The sequence below is a fragment of the Nannocystis pusilla genome, assembly GCF_026626665.1.
GTDB classification, from domain to species: Bacteria; Myxococcota_A; Polyangia; order Nannocystales; family Nannocystaceae; genus Nannocystis; species Nannocystis pusilla.
This window is the reverse complement of sequence record NZ_JAPNKE010000002.1, coordinates 1,336,305-1,354,396: the sequence shown is the minus strand read 5'-3', so window position 1 is coordinate 1,354,396 and position 18,092 is coordinate 1,336,305. Positions and strand designations below refer to the sequence as shown.

Below are 18,092 nucleotides of genomic sequence, written 5' to 3'. Positions count from 1 at the left end.
CCCAAAGTTCATTGTCATATCCGTACGGGCCTCCGCGACGACTCGGCGCTGGCGCGTTCGTTCATGGCGACGACCTCAGGAGGTGAAGCGTGGAGCCGCCGGGGCGGAAGGCGTCGAAGACGAGGTCGTCGCGATCGTCGCCGTCGAGGTCGGCGCAGACGATCCGCCCCACCCCTCGGCCGCTCCGGAGGACCTTCGGCTCGATGACCCGGGTGTCTTCGGCGACCTCGAACCGGGTGAGCCAGCCGTACCCGTTGAAGTCGCGCGTCACGACGATCTCGGGGCGCTCGTCGCCGTCGAGCTCGCACACGGCAAAGCTCGCTTCGTGCCGGCTGTAGTGCTCGGGAAGCGCGATGCCGTGAGGCGCAGCGAAGGCGCTGCCGCCGAGGCCGCGCAGCGTGACGAGCCCGCCGACGTGCAAGACCACGAGGTCGAGGGTGCCATCGACGTCGAGGTCGGCGACGGCGACGGCGAACGGCTGGTCGCCGACGGGCAGCAGCGTCTGCGGGAGAAAGCCGCCGAGACCGTCGCCGCGGAGCAGGCTGAGGTCGTCGGTGCCGACGTTGGCGGTGACGATGTCAACGGCGCCGTCAGCGTCGAGGTCGGCGGCGACGATGTCGACCGGCTCGCCCCCCAGACCCAGCGGCGGCCGCAGATCGAAGACCCCGCTGGCATCTCCATGGAGGCGGTCAAGTACGTTCCCGCCGGCCAAGAACAGGTCGTCGAGGCCGTCGGCGTCGGCGTCGCCGCGCGCGGCGGCGACACCGGCGGAGGGGGCGTGGAGCGCCTCGTGCGGCCCGTGCAGCGGATCGCGGAGCAGGACGAGGTGTGCGCTCCAAAGGACCGCGAGGTCGCGGGCGCCGTCGCCGTCGAAGTCCCCGCCGACGACCGCGCTCGCATACGAGTCGAAGCCGTCACCGAGGCCGATCGGCGCGTCGAAGCTGCCGTCGCCACGACCGCGAAGCAGCTGGACCGCGGTGGTGTAAGCGCTGGTGACGAGGTCGATGTGCCCGTCCTCGTCGAGGTCGAGCAACGCGAAGCCGTCGGCGACGACGCCGAGGTCGATCTCGGCGGGTGCGTCGTCGAGAGGGTCGGTCGTCGTGCTGGCGGCGCTGCTCGTGCCCGGCTCGACCGGCCCGAAGGCGGTCGACGTGGAGCCGTCGGAGTCGCCCGCGAGCGGCGCGGGTGTGCAGGCGACGAGCGCGAGGGCGAGGACGCCGCGGCGCTTCATGGCGCGCTCTCCAGGTAGTAGATGCCGCCGTCGTTGTACGCCGAGAGATAGTGGCCGAACACGAGGTCGAGGCGGCCGTCGCCGTTGAAGTCGCCGAAGTGCGGCGACAGCACTTGCTGGGCGTGGACGAGCGTGGCGGTCAGAGTGAAGCCCTGCTGGGGGTCGCCGGTGAGCAGGCGCGTACGGGCGGTCTGATGCTCGGGGTTGTTGTAGTCGGTGCCGTGGACCAGGATCTCGAGCAGGCCGTCCTCGCCGTCGAGGTCGACGGCGGCGATCGCTTGACCGACGAACGCCGGGCCGATCGGCTCGAGCGGGCCGTATTCGCCGGGGGCGACGGCGATGGCGATAGCGATGTCGGTCTCGCGGAGCAGGACGAGGTCGCGTCTCAGGTCGCCGTCGAGGTCGGCGATGGTCAGCGCCTCGATCCACTGGTCGCTGGCGACGAGCGGCGCCGGATCGGCGAAACCGCCGTGGCCGTCGCCGCGATGAAACTGGACGCCGCCGTCCTCGGAACACGCCCGGACCAGGTCGACGAGGGCGTCACCGTCGAGGTCGTCCGACGAGTCGATGCGGCAAGTCGGGGGCAAGGTGATCGTCTGGCCCGGCACGAAGCCGCCGAGCCCGTCTCCCAGGAGCACCTGCGCGATACCAGAGTCGTGCGCGATCAGGTCGGGGTCGCCGTCGGCGTCGAGGTCGGCGGCCGTGAGACGAGAGGTCGAGGGAAGCTCCGGAGCGAGTACGAGCTCTTGCGGACCGAAGCTGCGTCCGCCGCGGCCGCGAAGCAGACTGAAGAGCGCCCCTCCCCCGCCGAAGTCGTCGCCCCCCGCGAGGATGTCGAGATGCCCGTCCATGTCGAAGTCGGCGACGGCGACCGACGAGGGGGACGAGAGGACGGCGTGCTCGACAGGGCACGCCAGCGGCCGCTGGCTGCCGCCGTAGTGGACCACTGCGCGCGACTCGTAGGAGCAGGCGCTGACGATGTCGTCGAAGCCGTCGTGATCCAGGTCGACGAGGACGACGTCGACGCTGTCACTGCACGAGCAATCGACCAGCAGCGGGTAGAACGGCGCCGGCGCGGTGAACGGTTCGACGTCGCACACCTCGGCGGCGGCGGTCCAGCCGGAGACGCACGAGGGCTCGCAATCGGCGGCGAGCGGCTGCTGCTCGCACGCGGGATCGGGGAGATCGGGGTACGGAATGTCGAACTTCGGTCCCGTCGCAACCTCGGGGCTGCCGGTGCTCGTGCTGCTCGTGCTCGTCGTCGTGAGCCCCTCGTCGGCCGTCGCGCCCTCGGCAGGCGGCTGATAGTAGCTGGAGAGGCACGCGGCAGTGAGCGCGAGCGCGAGGACCAAGACCGCGTGCGCGTGCTGCATGTCCATACGGTACATCAGTCGAACAAGCCACGACGGCCGCAGCTCGACCGCTCCCAGCGGATCTGCAGCATCATCGAAGGGTCCGAGATCGAGACGCCAGCGCAAGCGGGCGCGACGCGAGCGATCGGGCTGCCGAGCGCCCTGCTGTCGGACTGGCGTTCCCGCCGTTCCGCAGGATGACGCAGCCTCCATGGCCAAGCGTTCCCGCCGACGGTCCTCGCCCACCCGAACGAGGTCGATCCCGGCTTTGCGCCGTCCAGCACATCTTCGCGGAGGCGCCGATCGTCGCGCTCGGCCATGGACCGGACCGCCCGGACCGCGAGCGACCGGGGTGAGCCGCCCGCGGACGTCGCCGCGACGTCGCTGTCGCGGCGGCCCCTGTCCGCGACGGCCCGGCGCCTGTCGCTTCGTGGAGAAGTTCGCCCCGCGCTGATATCCTCGCCGCCCCGTGCCCCGCGCCCTGCTCCTCTGCGCGCTCCTGCTCGCCTGCGCGCGTCAGACGGCGCCGGACAAGGCGCCGCCGGCCCCGCCGCCGGCCCCGGCCGCGGTCGATCCGTGCGCCCCGGCGCCTGTCCCCGGGGACAGCTCCCGCGCGCTCGCCCGGGCCGACGTCCTGCTCCGCTGCGGCGACGACGCGGGCGCGCTGGCGATCCGCTTCGCCCTGCTGCGCCGCGATCCGGGCTCGACCGCGCGGGCCTACGCGCTGGCGGTGCTGGCCCACGAGTCGGGGCGGGTCGGCGACATCGACGCGGCGGTGGGCGAGCTGCCGCTGACGGCCGGGGCGCGCGCCGTCTACCGCCTCACCCGCGACGTCTCGGCGTACCTCGACGCCAGGGCGCGGCGGCCCGAGGACCCGGGCAAGCGCGACGGGCCGATCGACGCGGCCGCGCTGGCGCGCGACGTCGCGGCCGCGCTGGCGGTCACCGCCGACGACCCCTACGCGCTGAGCCTGGCGCTGCGCTTCACCGCGCTGCACGACGCCGATCCGCGCGAGCGGGCCGCGCCGATCTGCCGCGACCGCGCCGACCCGCTGCTCGCCCGCCTGCGCGACCGCGAGGGCGCGGCGGTGCTGGCGGCCGCGTGCGGGCGGATCGCCTTCCGCTCGGCCGATCCGGTCGACGGTCGGCGTCGCTTCGCCCGCGCGCTCGAGCTGGCGCCCGACGACCACGCCGCGGCGCTCGCCTGGGCCGCCGCCGAGCTCGCGGCGGGCAACCTCGACGAGGCGGTGCGGCTGTACCGGCTGGCCTCCGCCGCCCCCTCGCCGCGCCTGCGCTACGCCGCGTTCCTCGGCCTCGGGGTCAGCCACGCCCGCCGCCGCGAGCGCGAGCCGGCCGAGGCCGCCTATCGCAGCGCGCTCGCCGAGCTCGGGCTCGACACCGCGACGCCCGCCAAGCTGCCGCCGGAGCTGACCTTCAACCTCGGCATCCTGCTGGCCGACGCCGCCGACCCGGCCGCCCGCGCCGAGGCCCGCGCGCTCCTGCGGGCCTACGTCGACGCCCTCGGCGCCGACGAGCGCCGCCGCCTGCGCGCGCGGATCCTGCTGCGCGAGCTCGGTGACTGAGGCTGGCACTTCGGGCATGTCTCACGGGACATGCTCTTTCAGGCAGTCTCTATCCGACATGCTCTTGGAGACATGATCGTTCGAGCATGTCCGTAAATGCTCGCCTCAGCGCGTCGCCCGCGGCGGCTCAGCCTCACCGCGGAGGGCCCGACGCTCGGGCCGCCGCGCCGACGATCACCCGCCCGTCGTGGTCGGGCGCGTACTCCAGCGGCTCCTCGTAGCGACCGACCAGGCGGCCGAGGCCGGCGCGGCACAGCGCGCTCTGGCCCCCGGCGTCGTGGCCCCACGCGGCCACGTGGTCGAGGCAGCGGGCGTACGCGGTGAACACCGCCTCGCGGCGCTGGGCCGCCAGCTCGCGCATCTGCTGGGCCAGGCCGGCGTCGCCGGCGGCCTCGACGGCGGCGCCCACCTCGTCGAGCAGCGCCAGGTCGGACTCGTACACCTGCGCCTTGCGGGTCTCGACCAGCGCCGCCGACTGATCGCGGCCGCCGGTCCCGCCCGCGGTGGCGGTCTCGTAGACCGCGCTCATGCGCTCGACCTCGGCCTTGCGGACCTCGAGCCACGCGCGCGAGCGGGCCGGGTCGAGGCTCTTCGGCGGCTGGCTGGTGAGCGCCGACTCGGCGTCGAGGTCGCCCTGCAGCAGCGCGACCTGGCGGCTGGCGACGCGCGCCTCGTCGGCGTCGACGGCGATCGGCGCCTCGAGCTTGTCGACCTCGCCGCCGCTGACCTCGGGCAACAACTTCTGCGCGCGGTCGAGGTGCTCGCGGCCCTTGGCGTGCGGCTGGCAGGCGCGCGACCACCCGCGCAGGCGTGCGGTCGCGGCCGAATTCGACGCACAGGCCCTCGGCCCCGGGGACCGGGCAGGACGCGCGCAGCCACGCCTCGGCCGCGCGCGCGTGGGCGATCGCCAGCCGCCGCGGCCCGCCCTCCTTGCCGAACCGCTCGATGTACTTCTCGGCCGCCTCGGGCGTGACGCCGGGGCGGAACACCGCGCGGAACTGGATCGCCGCCGCCAGCGTGCGCTCCTCCGGGCGGCCGCGGATCAGCGCGTCCAGCTGTCCTTCGGGCAATGTCCCGGCGCGCAGGCTCAAGATCAGCGAGCGGCGGCGGGCGGTCGCGGCGGCGCGGTGCCGCGGGGCGCGGGCCACCAGATCGAGGTAGCGGTCGCGGGCCTGCTCGTCGTTCAAGATCCGCTCGTGCAAGCGGGCCAGCCGCAGCACCGCGTCGGGGGCCCGCGGGTCCTCGCGGTGGACGTCGGCCATGCGCTCGAGCCAGTCGATCGCCTTCTGCGTCAGGCCGGCGCGCTCGTAGCAGCGACCGGCGCCGTCGGCCGCCTCGGCCGCCGCGTGGATGTCGGCGCCGAGGTCGGCGTAGAGCCCCTCGAAGGCCGCGCCGCAGCGGGCGTCGTCGCCGACCGCCTCCGACTCCTCGGCCTGGGCCCACAGCGCCGCGCGCCGCAGCGCCGCCACCTGGGCCACCTGCGGCCCGCCGGCGGCCTCGACCTCGACAGCCGCGGTGACCAGGGCGACGCGGGCGGCCGAGCGATCGCCGGCGCTGGCGGCCTCCATCCAGCGCGCCAGCAGCAGGCCGACCAGCAGCACCCGCGCCTGCTCGCGCGCCGGCCCGGTGACGGCGCGCAGGCTCGTCTCGGCCTCGTCCCAGCGGCGGTATCGCATCAGCAATTCGGCCCGCTCGACCGCGACCTGCCCGGCCTCGGGCGTGCCCTGCAGCCCGGGCTCGGCGAGGAAGGCGTCGTAGGCGGCCAGCCACTCGCGGTCGCCGGCGGTCAGCTCGCCGGGGGCGACGCGCGGGACCGGGTCGATGCAGCGGCCCCGCGGATCCGGCAGACATGTCTGTTCAGACATGACCCATCGAGCAGGCTCTCCCTCGCGCACGCGGCGGACCGCGTCGAGCTGGGCGCGGGCCGAACGGGCGGCCTGCTCGGTCGGCAGCCCGCCGGCCAGGGCGGCGCGGTGGTGGGCGTGGGCCTCGCGCAGCGCCTCGTCGGTCAGGGTGCGCTCGCCGATCTCGAGCGTCAGCCGCTCGGCGCGGGCCCACTCGAGCTTGCCCATCGCGTGGTGCAGCAGCGGCGCCTCGGCCTCGGCGGGGAAGTGCTGGCGCAGCGCCGCGTAGGCCTGGCGGGCCAGCGCGTGGCTCTGCGACCCGCCCGACTCGGCCCCCTGCTCGGCCCAGCGCAGCGTCACGGTCGTCAGCGCCGCGCGGGTCGCCTCGGCGCAGCGAGCCGCGTCGGGCCGGCCGCGGGTCGCCGCGTGAGCCTGGACGAGCAGCTCGATCTCCTCCCACAGGTAGCGATCCGCCAGGCGCACCAGCCCGTCCTGGACCGCGCTCGCCTGCTTGTCGCAGGCCGCCACCGCCGCCGCACCGGATGTCTCCGAGGACATGTCCTTCGGGGCACCCGGCGCCGCGGTCGTCGGCCCGCGCGGGGCGCAGGCCGAAGCCGACAGCAAGACCGGCAGCAGGGTCCGCAGCGCCCGCGCGGTCCGGCGCTCACGCCTTGCCATAGCAGTACTTCCGCTTGGCCCGGCCCTTCTTGGCCGCCTCCGCCGCCTCGGCGCCCTCTTCCCACGAGATCGCGTTGTACTCGCAGTCGCGCAGGGTCTTGGCGCACTCGGTCTTCTTGAGGCTCGGATTGTTGTAGCACCACTCCTTGAACTGCTGCGCCTCGCCGCCGCCGGAGCGCAGCCAGCGGGTCACGCCCTCCTGGGCCTTGAACGGCGCGCGCACCAGCAGCACCCCGAGCGTCGGCGACGACAGGGCCGCCTCGACGTCGTCGAGCGCCGCGACCGCGGTGGCCTTGCGGTCGATGCCCTCGAGCCCGACCTCGTACGCGGCCCACAGCCCGTTCGGCGCGCTGACGCGGACCAGCTCGCCGATGCTGCTCCGCTGCGAGTCGATCGCCTGCGCCAGCTGGTCGAGCGGCTCCTTCCACGCGTTCGCGGCCGGGCCGACCAGGCCGAGGCCCTCCGAGCCGAGCTCGAGCTGGGCCGCCTCGGCCGGGACCACCGGCGCCAGCAGCTGGAACAGCGCGGCCAGGTCGACGTGCTGGGTCTTCATCAGCGCGACGCCGGCCTGGCCGACCGCGGGCGGGCCGGGCAGCGTCGGCGTCGGCGCCGGCGCGGCGTCGCGGTGATCGACGACGGCCTTGGCGGGCGGCGGCCGCGGCGAGTCGCCGGGGTCCGGCTCCTCGGCTGTCATTCCGGACATGTACACGAGGCCAGCCACCAGCGGGGCCGCGAGGCCGAGGGCGTAGAGGCCGTAGCGCGGGCGGGTCGCGTCGGCGCGCATGGCCGCGTCGAGCTCGGCGAGCAGCTGCGCCAGCGCCGGGTAGCGCGCGTCGGGGTCGGGCTGCAGGCCGCGGCGCAGCACGTGCCACACCGCAGGCGGCACCTGCGAGCGCCGCGACGGCGACACCACCTTGCCGTCGATCACCGCCATCGACAGCTCGCTGTAGCTCTCGCCCTTGAACGGCCGCTGGCCGTACAGCGCCTCGTAGGTGGCGACGCAGAACGAGAACTGGTCCGAGCGGGCCGAGCTCGGGCGCGCCAGGTGCTGCTCGGGGGCCATGTACGCCGGCGTCCCGACGGTCATGCCGGTCAGCGTCAGCGACTGCAGCAGCGCCTCGCGCCCGGGCCGCAGCGTCAGCGAGGGCGCGGGCGCCGTCGGCAGGGCGGCGGCGTCGATGGCCGGGCGGGCCAGGCCGAAGTCCAGCACGTGGGCGCGGCCCTCGACGCCGACCAGCACGTTGTCGGGCTTGAAGTCGCGGTGGACCAGGCCGGCCGCGTGCGCGGCGACCAGCCCCTCGCCGGCCATCAGCATGATCGACAGGATCTCCCGCCACGTGCGCGGCTGCTGGCGCAGCCAGCCCTTGAGCGTCGAGCCGGCGATCAGCTCCATGGCGATGAACACCCGCCCGGCGACCTCGCCGGCGTCGAACACCGTGACGACGTTGGGGTGGCGGATCTTGGCCGCCGCCTGGGCCTCGCGCAGCATCCGGTTGCGACCCTCGGTCCCGCCCTCGGCGCCCGCGAGCAGCAGCTTGAGGGCGATCTCCCGATCGAGCTGCGGGTCGTAGGCGCGGTAGACCACGCCCATGCCGCCGGCGCCGATCCTGCCGGTGATCTTGTAGCGACCGACCTCGGCGCCGATCGGCAGCTCGGGCGCGTCCGTCGGCTGCTTCGGCGTGGCGTCGCCGAGCAGCGTCGGGGCGTTGGCGAGCGAGGCCCCCGGCGGCAACGTGCGCTGATGCGACGCCGTGTCTTCGAGGGCGCTCGCCTGAGTCTCGCGTCCTTCCACGCCCCAGCAATGGTGCCGGCAACGCCGTCCGGCGACAACGCCCGCGCACGCGCCTGCGCGCCGCCGCTCTCCGCGCACGGATCGGCGCCCGCCGGCCCTGGGGGCGCCCGGACGCGTGAAACCGGCCGCCCGCGCGCAAGCTCCGCGGTGGGCCCTATAGTGCCGGCACGATGCACTTTCGCCCGGCCACGAGCTCCGATGTCCCCGCGATCCTCGACATGATGGAGGACTTCAACCGCCTGGAGCACATCCCGTGGCGCCGCGGCCCCGGCGAGGCGCCGCTGCGGACGCTGATCGGCTCGCCCGGGCTCGGCACCGTGGTCCTCGGCCTCGAGGGCGACGCGCCGCTCGGCTACTTCGTGCTCACCTGGGGCTTCGACCTCGAGTGGGGCGGTCGCGACGCTTTCCTCACCGAGCTGTATCTGCGGGCCGAGGTCCGCGGCGCCGGCCGCGGGCGCCTGTTCCTCGACGCCGCCCTCGCCTCCGCCCGCGCCCACGGGGCCCGTGCGGTCCACCTGATGGTCCGCACCGACAACACGCCCGCCCTCGAGCTCTACCGCCGCTCCGGCTTCACCGCCCCGCCGCGGGTGCTGATGACGCGGCCGCTCGACTGAGTCTCATGGCGTTCAGGGCATGTTCCTCGCGCCATGCCGCCGAGGCCATGCCCTTTCGGACCTTCCCCTCGGGACATGTCCTCGGGTTCACAGGCCCGCGGCGGCCGCCTTGGCCGCGGCGGCGTCGAGCAGGTCCTGCAGCGCGAAGTTGTAGTCGAGCACGTGCAGGCCGAGGAAGGCCGGGGCGAACAGCGGCGCCGTGACGTCGATCGGGTCGGTGCGCACGTCGCCGTCGTCGGGCGCGGGCGCGACCGCGAGGAAGTGCTGGCCGTCGCCGTCGGTCTGGCACGACAGGTCGTAGAAGTCGCGCATCACCACGAAGGGCGTGTCGATGACCGCGCCGAAGTCGATCTTCGGGAACACCGCCTCCTGGTGGGTGAAGTTGGGGAAGAACGCCCCGCGGGCGCGCGCCGAGCCGCCTCCGGGCGCGGCCGGGTTGGCGCAGGCGACGTCGTTGCCGGGGATGTCGGGCGCGTTCGAGCCGCCCTCCGGCGGCAGCTCGGCCGCGTAGGTGCGGTAGGCGACGACGCAGCCGAGCTGCTCGGCGCTGTCGCACAGCGGGATGGTCGAGAGCGTGCCGCCGACCGCCGCGCCGAACGGCACGCTGAACGAGCCGCCGAGCAGGAACGCCGCCAGCAGCCGCTCGCGCAGGACCGGGTCGGGCTCGACGACTTCCTGGAGCAGCCGAGTCGTCATGTACGTGCCCTGCGAGTGGCCGAGGATCAAGAGCGGCCGGCCGTCGGCGTGGTGCTCGAGGTAGCTCTCGAACGCAGCGAGCACGTCCTGGTACGCCGCGGTCAGCAGCGTCTCGGCCTCGCCGCTGCCGTAGGTGCCGATCGTCACCTGGTGGTACAGCGGCGCGAACATCCGGCACATCGAGGTGAAGCGAGCCGCCTGGTTGAGCAGCGGGTCCAGCTCCTGATCGAGGTCGTCGAAGCTCTCGGTCTGGCCCGGCTGCAGGCGGATGTCGACGGTCGGGTAGACGTAGAAGCAGTCGAACGCCGGCGCGGCGGCGATCGTGTGCTCGACGATCGCGGTCCCGCCGTCGGGCAGGAGCTCGGTCGCGGTCAGGTCGGCGGAGAGGCAGGCGTCCGAGTCGACCGGCTTGTCCGGGTGACACAGCCACAGCGCCGGATCGGCGTAGCCCTCGAGCGGCGCGCCGGTGGTGCTCGGATCGCCGCTGGTGCCCGTGGTCGTCGGTGCGGCCTCGGTGGTGGTGGTCGTCGTCGTGTCGACCGTCGTGCCGGTCGTCGTCGTCGTGGGCTCCGTCGACGTCGCGGCCGTCCCCGTCTCCGTGGAGCTGCTCGCCGCCGCAGGCGACGAGCACGAGGAGGACGGCCAGCGGGACCCGGGGAGCGGTGAGCATCGCCTCACGTAAAGATCTGCGGCGACCGCCTGTCAAGCGCGGTCGTCGGAGGTTCGGCGCCCCCGGGCGCCCCGCGTCGACGAATCGCAGCAGCGAGTCGCATTCGCGGGACCGCCGACCTCGCTGGCCGCGAGCGGGCCGTCACTCGCACTTGCCGTGGATCAGCGGCGCCGCCTTCTTCTTGGTGACGATGTGCTGCGGATCGCCGTCGGCCGAATAATACCAGTCGGTCGTCGGCTTGCCGGTGCCGAGGTACGCCTTGAGGTCGCGGGCGACCTCCTCCGGGGCGGCCCACTGCGTGTTGTGGCCGAGGTCGTCGACCTGCACCCCGTCGGGGCCGAGCGGGCGCTTGCCGTACTGCTTGAACCAGTACTCGAGCTTGCAGGCGTCGACGGCCACGTCGAGCGCGGCGCGCAGCGCCTGCTGGTCGGGGTCGTCGTAGAAGAAGCCGTCCTGGGTGGCCCACAGGATCAGCGTCGGCACGCTCAGGTCCTGCAGGCGCTGGCTGTTGTCGGTCTGCAGCAGCGCCCGGGCCACGCCGATCCACGTGCCCATCCGCGTCGCCGCGGTCTCGGGCACGATCGAGGCCAGGTAGTCGGGGTCGGCCGCCGGGTCGACCACCCACGCGCCCTCGATCCACGCCTGCGCGTCGGCGTTCGCGTCGAGCGGATCGAGCTCGTACACGTCCTCGGGGAATTGCAGGCCCTGGGCCTCGAAGCCGGCCTTCCACGAGCCCTCGACCGGCTCGGCGAGGATGTAGTCCTGCAGCACCACGTTGCCGACCACGCTCGCGGCGGTGCCGATCAGGACCAGCTTGTCGACCCGCTGCGGGTGCGACAGGCCAAGCTCCTGGGCGACGAAGCTGCCCATCGAGTGGCCGACGATCGAGGCGCGGGCGATGCCCTTGGCGTCCATGAACGCGATGACGTCGTCGGCCAGGTCGGCCGGCTCGAAGCACTGCGCCGGCGCGGCGGCGCAGTCGGCCGCGGGCGGCATCGACGAGCCGCCGTGGCCGCGCTGGTCGAGGACGTACAGGTGATAATCGTCGTCAAGCTGGTGCAGCGCCAGCGCCGTCGGCAAGAACGAGCGCGAGGTATCGGTGTAGCCGTGGAGGAAGATGACCACGTCGCCGTCGGGGTCGCCGAGCTCGCGGTAGGCCACGTCGATGCCGGTGGACAGCGAGATGGTGTCGTGCTGCACGGGGCTCGAATCGCCGTCCAGCAGGTCTTCGAGGAAACAGGCCGGAGTAGCGACGGCCAGGGCTGCCAACAACGATGAATGACGAATCACGCGACGCATGAGCAGTCCGGTCATAGGCCAGGCGCGGAGCGCTCGCAACGGTGATTGCCCGGAGTGCGATTCAGGTCGATCGTGGCGACATTGTCCGGACAGCTGTGGCAAGCGCGACCCGCACTGCCTCGCGCGTGAACGGCTCCGCGACTGCGGCCACGAACCCCCGGAGCAGCGAACCATCGGAGATAGCGATGGCCACGGCGCTCGGCGGAGCGACCACGTCGCCCTCGAGGATCCAGACGTCGACGCCGGCGTCGGCGGGCGTCGCGGTATCGCTCGCGCGCTCGACGACGAGGCCGAGGTTCCTCAATGTAGCCACCAGTGCGTCGCGGGACGGTGAGCTCGCACCGACGATCCGCGCGTGCAGGCCCGCGAACGGCGAGATCTCGGCGGCCGGCGCCTGCTCGACCAGCGGCAGCTCGAACCAGAACAGCGAGCCCTCGCCCGCCTCGCTGTGATAGCCGATCGAGCCGCCCATCAGCTCGACCAGCCGCTTGCACACGCTGAGCCCGAGGCCGGTGCCGCCGTGCCTGCGCGCGTAGGAGCCGTCGACCTGGGTGAACAGCTGGAACATCCGCTCGCGCGCCTGCTCCGGGATCCCGATCCCGGTGTCCTCGACCTCGACGCGCAGGCGCGCGTCGAACCGCCGCACCCGCACGACCACGTCGCCGCGCGGCGTGAACTTGATGGCGTTGCCGACCAGGTTGAACAGCACCTGGCGCATGCGGCCCTGGTCGCCGACGACCGCGGCCGGCAGCGCCGGGTCGACGACCACCGCGAGATGCAGCCCGCGCGCCCGCGCCTGCGGCACGAACAGCTGCACCACCGACTCGACCAGGCCCGCGGGGTCGAAGGGCGCGGTCGACAGCTCGATGTGCCCGGCCTCGATGCGCGACAGGTCGAGGATGTCCTCGACGATCCGCAGCAGGTCGCGACCGGCGCTGTCGATCGCGTCGGTGTAGCGCTGCAGCTCCGGGTCGCTCACGTCCTCGCGCAGCAGCTCGTTCATGCCGATGACGATGTTGAGCGGCGTGCGCAGCTCGTGGCTCATCGTCGCCAGGAACTCCGACTTGAGCTGCGAGGCGCGCTGGGCCCCGTCGCGGGCGACCTCGGCCTCGTGGTAGGCGGCGCCGAGCTGGCGGCCCATCTCGGCCACCGCGTGGGCGCTGGCGTCGAGCTCGGCGATCACGATCGGCGGCGGCTCGACCACGTACTCGCCGGCGCCGATCCGGCGCACCAGGCCGTCGATGGCGAGCAGCGGCGTGACGACCTCGGCGGAGATCTGGCGCGCACGCCGGGCGATGAACCACAAGAACCCGCAATAGAACGCGATGAGCCCGAAGACCATCCAGCCGCCGATGCGGAACAGACGGTCGCCGAGGCTGTTGGCCTGGGCGTAGATGTCGCGCTCGGGCGCGACGATGAGGAGGGTCCAGCCGGTCTGCGCCGCGGTGCCCCAGGCGACCACGTGCGGGCCCTTGAGGTCGATCGCGGCCACGCCCTGCGGCGCGCCGCGGATCTTCTCGGCCAGCGCGGCCAGGTCGGGGCGCTTGTACACGTTGAAGTCGTCGGGCTTGAAGGTGTCCCGCGTGATGTGCTCGGTGTACGAGTAATCGGTCAGCTCACGCAGGCCCCACTCGGCCTCGCCCGCCGGCGGCAACGCCAGCAGCGTGCCGTCCTTGCCGATCAGCACGCCGTAGCCGCTCCACGGCAGCTGCAGCTCGAGCACCTCGGCGATGATCGTCTTGGTCGTGATGTCGAGCCCGATCACGCCCTCGAGGAAGTCGCCGCGGTACACCGGGGCGATGCACGACACCATCCACCCCTGCCCCGCCGGATCGACGTACGCGTCGGTCCACACCGCCTCGCGCGCCGGGTTGTGCTTGGCGTCCGCCTCGTAATAAAAATTGTACGAGGGGATGTCCATCCGCGGGCCGTACTGGCCGAGGCTGTCGACCGCCGGCAAGATCCGGTTCATCGAGTCGAACGTGTTGAAGTACAGCTGGACGATCAGCGGATTGCTCGCCAGGATGTCGCGCATCACCGGGTCGAGCTGGGTCGTGCGCGCGACCTTGTCGAGCTCGGCCGGGCCTATCGGCGTCGCCGCGCTGTAGTACAGCGAGCTGCCGGGCGCGCCGAGCTCGCTGTAGAACACGCCGTCGGGCGAGGTCTTGTAGGTCGCGCGCTGCTCGGGCGTCAGCGTGTACGGCCGCGTCAGCGCCTCCTGCGTCTGGCGGGCGTAGAGCGTCGCCATCTGCCGCACGCCGGCCAGCTGCCCGTCGATGATCGCGGCCTTGTGGGCGGCGATCCGCGCCAGCTCGGCGTCGGCGATCTCGCGCACCGCCGCCAGGTTCTCGCGCGTGCCGGCGACGTTGGCCAGCAGATAGACCGCGATGAGCGCGATCTCCACGAGCAGCAACGGGAGCAGCGCGACCCGCAGGAAGGCGCGCCAGACGTGCTGACGGAGCAGCAGTGGCGGGCGGACGGTCAAGTGCCCCCTACGTATCACGTTCCGGCGGCGCATGACCGCCCCGCGAGGGCGGGCGCGGCGACCGCCGCCGCAGGCTCGGAGCAGGCCCGATGAACGCACCTGCGCCCGATTCACACCACGGCGGGATCCCTCGCCTGAAGACGGCCCGTGCCCCGATTGCGGGCACCGATCGGCCGCGCAAATGCTGCCAATCGGCCCGGCGCCGCGCCGACCGCGTCCGCATCGGCGGTCGGCGTCATTTCGCGCGCCGCGGCGGCCCCGCGGCGCCCGCCCGCCGCTGTCACCAGATGTCCTTTCGGACATCCCATCCGCCACGCCCGCCGCGCTACCCTGGCGCCCCGGAGGAGACCATGGGCGTCCTGGCGATCTGGCGCTACCCCGTCAAGGCGATGCTGGGCGAGTCGTTGCCCGAGACCCACGTCGATCACGCGGGCTGCGACGGCGATCGCAAGTACGTGGCGGTCGACGTCGACACCGGCGAGACGATCGCCAACAAGCGCGGGCCGACGCACCCGGCCCTGCGCGCCTGCCGGGCGGCGCTGCTCGCCGACCGCGACGCCCTACTGCCGCTGCGCGTGACGCTGCCCGACGGCGAGGTCGTCGAGGGCGCGGACGTCGAGCCCGCGCTGTCGTCGCTGCTCGGCCGCCGCGTGCGCTTGCAGGCCGCCGCCGACGTCCCCGGCCGCTTCGCCGCGCCCGGCCGCCACCAGGACTTCGCCCCGGTCCACGTGCTCACGACCCGGACCCTGGCGCATCTGCGGGCGCTGCAGCCGGAGGTCGAATGGGACCCGCGCCGCTTTCGCCCCAACTTCCTGCTCGACGACGGCGACGAACCGGGCGCCTTCTCGGAGGACGCGCTGCTCGGCCGCGACCTCCGCGGCCCCTCGGGCCTGGCCCTGGCGGTCGGCCTGCCGACCCCGCGCTGCGTCGTGATCACCCGCGCCCACGAGGCGCTGCCCGCCGCTCCGCGGGCGCTGCGGACGATCGCCGAGCACCACGAGTTCGACCTCGGCCCGTTCGGCCGCCACGCCTGCGCCGGCGCCTACGCCGAGACCCGCTCGCCCGGGCGCGTGCGCGTCGGCGAGCTTTTGACCGCGGACGGCGACCCTGGCCCGCCTTCGGCCGCGATCGCGGCCTCGCTGGCGCGCGTGCAGGCGCTGCTGGCCGGCGAGGCGCCGGCTTGAAGGGTGACCTTCGGGACATGCCCCATCGGGCATGACCGAAAGAGCAGCAAGTCCGCCGCCGCGCCGACAGCCGGTGACATGAACTCTACGATGTCCTTCAGGACAAAAAACCGGCGTGGCCGCGCGGCGGGCTCCGCGGGGCGCCCGCATGGCCTGCTCGTTCGGTCCTGTCCCTCGGGACTTTCACCACCGGCACTCCGCTCACGACGCCGAGCACGGCGGGATTCGCATGACATGCATCAAGGGACATGTCCTTACAATAACCCCACCGGGATCTCGCGGCTGGTCGCGCGCGTCTCGGGGTCACGGGCGAGTTCGATTCTCCGCCCTGCCGATGCAATCGGCGAGGCGATACCCGGCCAGGGCCGCGCGGCGCATCGCCACCGCGCGGGCCGCTTGCAGGTAGCGGCGGTCGAGCGCGATCGGGAACGGCGAGGTCGCGCCGGCCGCGAGCGGGGCCAGCAACGCCTCGCGCAGGCGACCGTCGTACACGCTGGTGTCGGCGGCGCGGTAGCTCTCGTCGAGCCACAGATTGACCATCGCCTCGACCCCCGCCGAGCCGTCCGAGGCCGCCAGCTTCGGCTTCAGGCTCCGCCGCGGGACGGCGGCGACGATCCGGCTCTTGGCCGCCCGCTCCGTCTTCGGATCGTCGCCGAGCATGTCGTCCCACACCGCGTGCAGCCGGGTCGGCGTCGCGCCGGCCGGTCCGGGCAGCCGGACGATCAAGGCGTTGCCGCCGAGGTCGCCCTGCGGCAGGTGCCGCGACGAGAACAGCGCCACCGTGTGCAGCGGCTGGTGCGAGTCGCCGACCAGGTGGAGCACCCACGCCAGAGCGACCGCCCGGCGCTCGACCGGCAGGCTGCGATCGTCGAGCTCGCGCAGCGCGTTCGGCAGCGCCTGCTGGACCCCGAGCGGTCGCGTCGCGGGCGGGGCGATCGCCGGCAGCGCGTACGGGTCGATGTGGATCGGCTTGTTGTCGTAGTGCCACGTCGGGTTGTCGTGGCGCTTCACGTCGGCGAGGCGGCGCTCGATCTCGGTCTTCTCCGGGCCGGCCGACAGCGCCGCGATCGCCTCGTTCAGCTGCCTGTTCGCGCCCTTCAGCAGGTCGGGCCAGATCGCCGCGTGCATGAACACCCACTGCTGCCGCTCGGCGTCGTCGGCCGGGCGCGCCGCGATCTCCGGCGGCATGCGGGCCGCGAAGTCCTCGGCGAAGCGCGGGTGACGGACCAGCAGCTCCGACGCGAACACCTGCTGCGCCCGCGTCAGCTCGTCCCAGGCGATGCGGGCGACGATCCGGTGCCCGCTCTCGTTCCACGCCCGCGCCGTCCCCGGAGCCGCGACGATCGCCGCGGCGATCGTCAGTCTCGCTGCCATCCTCACGCGCATGGGCTCCTCCGCGGACCGATCTTACCGCAGTTCGGCGGCGCCATCGACCGCGGAGCGCCCGGCGAGTCGACGCCGGAGTCACCGCCCGCCGCTCACGACGCCAGGCGAGGGAGCGGACCGGCGAGGCGCGCGGCGAGCTCGTCGACCTCGGCCTCGGCGGCGGCGATCGAGGCCCGGAAGCGGCCGTCCTGAAACTCGTCGAAGCCGACGCGGACGAACGTGACATCGGTCAGGCCGATGAAGCCGAGGCAGGTCGTCAGGTGCGGCTCGAGGAAGTTGAGGTGCGCCAGGGCGCCGCCCGGGTTCAAGGCCCCGTCGCCGAGCGAGACGATCACGACCACCGGTCGCGCGCGCAGCAGCGGCTGGTAGGGCTCGGCCGCGGTCGCGTCGAAGCCGAAGGTCCGGCCCACGCGGATCACCTGGTCAAAGTACGCCTTGAGCTGCGCCGGCATCCCGAAGTTGTACATGGGCGCGCCGATCACCACCGCGTCGGCCGCCTCGAGCTCGTCGATCAGCGCGTCGCTGGTTTGCAAGGCCGCGCGCCCGGCCTCGGAGCGCGTCGCGGGGTCGCCGAACGCGGCCGCGATCCACGGCTCGTCGACCGGCGGCGGCGGCTCCAGCCCCACGTCCCTGTGAAGCACCGCGCCGCCGGGCTCGCGCGCGCGCCAGGCCTCGGCGAAGCGACGGGTGAGACGACGGGTGATCGAGCGAGTGACGCGCCCGCTGGCATCGACGACGAGGAGCTTGTGCATGGCGAGGAATGTAGCGACGCCCCTCGCCGCGTGCCTCCTCGCAAATTGTTGAGCTGCTCACCAAAAAGTGAGCGGCTCAGGCGACCCGCGATCGCGTCGCCCCGCGGCGCTCCATATAGGCCGCGCCCCACACCTCGAGCTGGTCCAGCACGCCCGACAGCGTCTTGCCCGACTCGCTCAGCGCGTACTCGACGCGCAGCGGGCTCTCCTCCGCGTGTACGGTGCGGACGACCACGCCGTCGGCCTCGAGCTGGCGCAGCTGCACGGTCAGCGCCTGCGCGGTGATGCCGGCGAGCGCCGCCTGCAGCTGCGAGAAGCGCCGCGGGCCGTCCTTGAGCTCGTAGAAGATCGAGGGCTTCCAGCGCCCGCGGATGACGTCGAGCGCGGCGCGGACGGGACAATCCTCGTGCAGCCGGTCGAACTTCTGCTCGTAATCGGCGAGGGACTTCATCGACGATGACGCTAGCCCGACCTCCTCGGCCCGACAACCATCGACCAGCGTCGCATGGCCGCGGCCCAGGGCCAGC

13 protein-coding genes are annotated in these 18,092 nt (G+C 73.4%); 3 read left to right on the top strand and 10 right to left on the bottom strand.

Annotation, left to right across the window (positions count from 1 at the left end; genetic code table 11):
* Positions 1–61: 61 nt before the first annotated feature.
* Together OV079_RS06000 and OV079_RS05995 are read right to left on the bottom strand one after the other, a co-directional pair.
* Positions 62–1,231 carry an FG-GAP repeat domain-containing protein gene (locus OV079_RS06000; RefSeq protein WP_267766756.1) on the bottom strand — a complete coding sequence of 390 codons (1,170 nt, stop codon included), beginning with the start codon at positions 1,229–1,231 and terminating at the stop codon, positions 62–64.
* The gene (locus OV079_RS05995; protein WP_267766754.1) at positions 1,228–2,604 is read right to left on the bottom strand and encodes an FG-GAP repeat domain-containing protein; all 1,377 of its coding nucleotides are present in this window, start codon (positions 2,602–2,604) and stop codon (positions 1,228–1,230) included. Before OV079_RS05995 ends, OV079_RS06000 begins: the two co-directional genes overlap by 4 nt.
* 448 nt (positions 2,605–3,052) lie before the next feature.
* Here OV079_RS05995 and OV079_RS05990 point away from each other — a divergent pair, with 448 nt between their 5' ends.
* Positions 3,053–4,165, top strand: a complete 1,113-nt coding sequence (locus OV079_RS05990) for a hypothetical protein (RefSeq protein WP_267766753.1) — start codon at positions 3,053–3,055, stop codon at positions 4,163–4,165.
* 38 nt (positions 4,166–4,203) lie between these two features.
* On the opposite strand, the gene OV079_RS05985 is transcribed toward OV079_RS05990, so the two are convergent.
* Both OV079_RS05985 and OV079_RS05980 read right to left on the bottom strand, forming a co-directional pair.
* On the bottom strand, positions 4,204–6,687 hold the full coding sequence (locus OV079_RS05985; RefSeq protein ID WP_267766752.1) for a hypothetical protein: 2,484 nt from the start codon (positions 6,685–6,687) through the stop codon (positions 4,204–4,206).
* The gene (locus tag OV079_RS05980; protein ID WP_267766751.1) at positions 6,674–8,479 is read right to left on the bottom strand and encodes a serine/threonine-protein kinase; all 1,806 of its coding nucleotides are present in this window, start codon (positions 8,477–8,479) and stop codon (positions 6,674–6,676) included. The genes OV079_RS05985 and OV079_RS05980 overlap by 14 nt, the downstream gene beginning before the upstream one ends.
* A gap of 170 nt (positions 8,480–8,649) precedes the next feature.
* Between OV079_RS05980 and OV079_RS05975 the strand changes: the two genes are divergently transcribed.
* Entirely contained in the window at positions 8,650–9,093 is a 444-nt protein-coding gene (locus tag OV079_RS05975; protein WP_267766750.1) for a GNAT family N-acetyltransferase, read from the top strand.
* Positions 9,094–9,180: 87 nt separating this feature from the next.
* On the opposite strand, the gene OV079_RS05970 is transcribed toward OV079_RS05975, so the two are convergent.
* The 3 genes from OV079_RS05970 to OV079_RS05960 all read right to left on the bottom strand — a co-directional run bounded on the left by OV079_RS05970 (position 9,181) and on the right by OV079_RS05960 (position 14,243).
* The gene (locus OV079_RS05970) at positions 9,181–10,467 is read right to left on the bottom strand and encodes a DUF3089 domain-containing protein (RefSeq protein ID WP_267766749.1); all 1,287 of its coding nucleotides are present in this window, start codon (positions 10,465–10,467) and stop codon (positions 9,181–9,183) included.
* A 133-nt stretch (positions 10,468–10,600) separates the two neighbouring features.
* Positions 10,601–11,758 carry an alpha/beta fold hydrolase gene (locus OV079_RS05965; protein WP_267766748.1) on the bottom strand — a complete coding sequence of 386 codons (1,158 nt, stop codon included), beginning with the start codon at positions 11,756–11,758 and terminating at the stop codon, positions 10,601–10,603.
* A 61-nt stretch (positions 11,759–11,819) separates the two neighbouring features.
* On the bottom strand, positions 11,820–14,243 hold the full coding sequence (locus tag OV079_RS05960; protein ID WP_267766747.1) for a sensor histidine kinase: 2,424 nt from the start codon (positions 14,241–14,243) through the stop codon (positions 11,820–11,822).
* Positions 14,244–14,593: 350 nt separating this feature from the next.
* Between OV079_RS05960 and OV079_RS05955 the strand changes: the two genes are divergently transcribed.
* Positions 14,594–15,427, top strand: a complete 834-nt coding sequence (locus tag OV079_RS05955) for an MOSC domain-containing protein (RefSeq protein WP_267766746.1) — start codon at positions 14,594–14,596, stop codon at positions 15,425–15,427.
* Between the two features lie 303 nt (positions 15,428–15,730).
* On the opposite strand, the gene OV079_RS05950 is transcribed toward OV079_RS05955, so the two are convergent.
* The 3 genes from OV079_RS05950 to OV079_RS05940 all read right to left on the bottom strand — a co-directional run bounded on the left by OV079_RS05950 (position 15,731) and on the right by OV079_RS05940 (position 18,016).
* Complete coding sequence (locus OV079_RS05950) at positions 15,731–16,801, bottom strand: S1/P1 nuclease (protein ID WP_267766745.1); 1,071 nt, start codon at positions 16,799–16,801, stop codon at positions 15,731–15,733.
* Between the two features lie 104 nt (positions 16,802–16,905).
* Entirely contained in the window at positions 16,906–17,565 is a 660-nt protein-coding gene (locus OV079_RS05945; protein WP_267766744.1) for an FMN-dependent NADH-azoreductase, read from the bottom strand.
* Positions 17,566–17,641: 76 nt separating this feature from the next.
* On the bottom strand, positions 17,642–18,016 hold the full coding sequence (locus tag OV079_RS05940; RefSeq protein WP_267766743.1) for a winged helix-turn-helix transcriptional regulator: 375 nt from the start codon (positions 18,014–18,016) through the stop codon (positions 17,642–17,644).
* Positions 18,017–18,092: the final 76 nt, after the last annotated feature.